Below are 3,226 nucleotides of genomic sequence, written 5' to 3' on the forward strand. Positions count from 1 at the left end.
CCGCCCGACTCGCCCACGTCGCGGGACATGCCGCCGACGTCGACGACGAGCACGATCACACCGTCGTCGCGGACCCGCGCGGACCGCAGTGGCCGGGTCAGGAGCCCGGAACCGACCGTGCCGGCGGCGCCGCGCGCCAGGACGGTCCGCACTCGTCGGGCGATGGGTCGCTCCGTCACGTCGTCCATGCTCGTCCTCCCGAAAAGAGTCGTCCGTCGACCGGTGAACGGCCTCAGAAACGGAGTCTCATCCTATTTCAGCGTGAGCGGCCACCGGATCCATACCCGCGGGCGCGCGGGATCGTCGTGAGAACCGCCACACCGCGGGGCCCGCGCAGGCCCCCGGGCCGACCGCGGATATGCGCCGCGCCCCGCACACGTGGTGCAATCGGGGTATGGACGATTTCAGGGAAGAGCCCTCGAAGTACATCTGGCGATGGACCATCTGGTCCTGGGTGTGCGTGGGCATCGCGGCCCTCATCGTGGCGATGGGACTGACCGGCGGCGGTTCACTCACCCCGTGGATCTTCGGCGCGCTCGCCGTTGCCGTTGTCGGTGGCGTCGGTTTCGGGTTCGTGCCCCGCGCCTCGCTCGCGCAGACCCGGCGACCCATGACCACCGGAGCCAAGCGAAAGGCCGCCCGCAAAGACCCCCGGAACCGCTGACGCCCGGAGCCTTCGTGCTAATCTGAACCGGCCTTCGAGCGGCGACGCCGCGTGAAGTGCACTGCCGATGTAGTTCAATGGTAGAACTTCTGCTTCCCAAGCAGACAGCGCGGGTTCGATTCCCGTCATCGGCTCAGGTATCGAGGCCCTCCCCCACGGGAGGGCCTCGAGTCATCTGGCGAGCCGATTCCCGCGCGACACCCCGCCGGCGTGTGTCAGCCGGGTCGCCTCAGCGTGAACACCCCGCCGCCGTAGTCGCTGATCAGGCGCCCGGCGTGGCCGGGCTCGGCACGGACGGCCCGCCCTTTCCGTTACCGTTCTCGCCCCCACGCCGCCGCAGGAGCTGGAACCCGGGAATGCCCTTGACCGCCTCGAGACAGTGCTGCGCGACCTCGAGGATCTGGTGGACCTCCGGTGCCACGGTGTCCAACGAGGCGATCACGGGCATCACGTCGTTCTCCAGGCTGTCTCCCAGCGCGGGCAGGTGGTCGATGAACCTGACGACGGCCCTGATCTCCTCCGGCTCGACCGATTCGAGTATCTCGTCGGCGATCGGTTCCAGGAGCGCGATGGTCTTGTCCGCCCACACCAGGACCTCGGTGAGGCGCGTCGCCACCTTCCCGGCCGTCTCCGGGGAGAGCTCGGCATCGACCAGCAGGGCCTCGACCACAGGCTTGACGGGCGCCAGAGCCGAGTCGGCGAAATCCAGGAGCGGCTCGACTCGCCCGATGAGCCCACCGGCCTCGATCACCAGGTCGTCGGCGACGTCCACCGTCGCGCTGACCCGTCCCACGACACCGTCGGCGGAGTCCACCGTCGACCCCACCCGCGCCACGATCCCGTCAGCCGACTCCACCGTCGACCCCACCCGGTCGACTGTGGAGTCGGCGGAGGAGACCGTGCGCTCGACATGGTCGATCACCGCGTCAGCCCGCGAGACCGTGGTCCGCACCCCGTCGACGGTCTCCGCGGCAGTCAGCACGATCCGGTCGATGGACGAGACGGTCTGTTCGACCTCGTCCAGAAGACGCTGGACCCGCCTGACGATGGACTCCACGTCCTCCAGGAGCGCCATCACCCGCGCCGGCAGGAGGAGGAACTCCCGCGCCATCGACAGCTCCCACTCCACCACCCGGAACGCGGTGTTGACGAGGGATGACGCGGAGGGCACCCGGACCTGCAGTTCAGCCATGAATCGATTCTGCCCGAACATCCCACCCGGGACCTCCCGATCAGCGCACCATGGAGTAAGCGGCGGGTGGATGGACCCCATTGCGCTCCAGGAAGGAGTACGAGATGAGCGCACCACAGGTGACGACCTTCGACGATCTACGGCTCGACGACTCACCCGAGTACGGAGGCAAGTCGGCCAATCTAGGGGAGATGACCGGAGCGGGACTCGCGGTGCCACCGGGTTTCGCGATCGGCCAGTCGGCGTATCTGGAGGCGATGGACGCCGGAGGCGTCCGCGCACGTCTGCACGCCGATCGGGTTCCGGAGGAGGGACTCACCGAGGCCGAGCTCATGGCGAGGTCCGCGGAACTGATACGGACCGTCGCGGAGGTGGACTTGCCGGCTCCTCTCCGCGAGTCGATCATCGAGCACTACCTCGCGCTGGGGCACGATGTCCCCGTCGCGGTCCGCAGCTCCGCCCCTGCCGAGGACGCGGGCGACACGTCGTTCGCCGGTATCCACGAGTCCTACACCGACGTCGTCGGAGAGGACGCCCTGCTCGATGCGGTCCGCAAGTGCTGGTGTTCGCTGTGGACGCCGCGGGCGATGACCTACCGGGCGGTGTCGGGTTACGACGAGGAGCCGTCCATCGCGGTGGTCGTTCAGCGGATGGTCCGCTCCGACACCTCGGGGGTTGCCTTCACCGCGGACCCCCGCACCTCCCGGACCGACCGGGTGGTGATCGAAGCGGCCTTCGGCCTCGGGGAGGTCGTCGTGGGCGGCAAGGTCGAACCCGACACCTACGTCGTCGACAAGTCCGACCTGGGCATCCTCTCCGCCCACGTGGGTCGCAAGCTCACGCGGATCATCGCCGGCCACACAGACGACGGACTCGTGCCCGTGCCCGAGGAGATGCAGACCACCCGCGTCCTCGACGACGAACAGGTGCGAGCCGTCGCCCGTCAGGCCATGGCGTCGGAAGCCCACTACGGCACGCCTCAGGACACCGAGTTCGCAATCGAGGACGGCGAGCTGTATCTCGTCCAGACCCGCCCTATCACCACCCTCGTGGACCGGGCGGCGGATGGTGATCGGAGCGCGTCGGGTGACGGCCGGTCCGGGGGCGACGTGGAGCCGATCGTCGAGGGACTGGGAGCCGGGCCGGGCACGGCCACGGGGCGGGCACGGGTCCTGCATGAACTCGCGGACGGCGCCGACCTCGCACCCGGCGAGATCCTGGTGGCGACGATGACCGACCCGGACTGGCTGCCGATCCTCAAACGGGCGGCTGCGATCGTCACCGACGAGGGCGGGGTCACCTGCCACGCCGCGATCGTCGGCCGCGAGCTGGGCCGTCCCGTCATCGTCGGCACCCGGTCGGCGACGACC

At 69.3% G+C, this 3,226-nt stretch carries 3 protein-coding genes, 1 tRNA gene and 1 pseudogene; 3 read left to right on the forward strand and 2 right to left on the reverse strand.

The annotated features are described in order from the left end of the window. Positions 1-188: pseudogene (locus tag G6026_RS04405) on the reverse strand (hypothetical protein); the annotation flags it as partial. A gap of 206 nt (positions 189-394) precedes the next feature. Here G6026_RS04405 and G6026_RS04410 point away from each other — a divergent pair. Together G6026_RS04410 and G6026_RS04415 are read left to right on the forward strand one after the other, a co-directional pair. Further along, positions 395-664 (forward strand): hypothetical protein, encoded by a 270-nt coding sequence (locus tag G6026_RS04410; protein ID WP_182612364.1) that lies wholly within the window; start codon positions 395-397, stop codon positions 662-664. Between the two features lie 63 nt (positions 665-727). Further along, a tRNA-Gly gene (locus G6026_RS04415) sits at positions 728-798 on the forward strand. 128 nt (positions 799-926) lie between these two features. Here G6026_RS04415 and G6026_RS04420 read toward each other — a convergent pair. Continuing rightward, positions 927-1,856 carry a methyl-accepting chemotaxis protein gene (locus G6026_RS04420; protein WP_241727939.1) on the reverse strand — a complete coding sequence of 310 codons (930 nt, stop codon included), beginning with the start codon at positions 1,854-1,856 and terminating at the stop codon, positions 927-929. A 104-nt stretch (positions 1,857-1,960) separates the two neighbouring features. Here G6026_RS04420 and G6026_RS04425 point away from each other — a divergent pair. Beyond that, a partial coding sequence (locus tag G6026_RS04425) for a PEP/pyruvate-binding domain-containing protein (RefSeq protein WP_241727940.1) occupies positions 1,961-3,226 on the forward strand: 1,266 nt, incomplete at its 3' end.

Source organism: Dietzia sp. DQ11-38-2 (assembly GCF_014145055.1).
Classification (GTDB): domain Bacteria; phylum Actinomycetota; class Actinomycetes; order Mycobacteriales; family Mycobacteriaceae; genus Dietzia.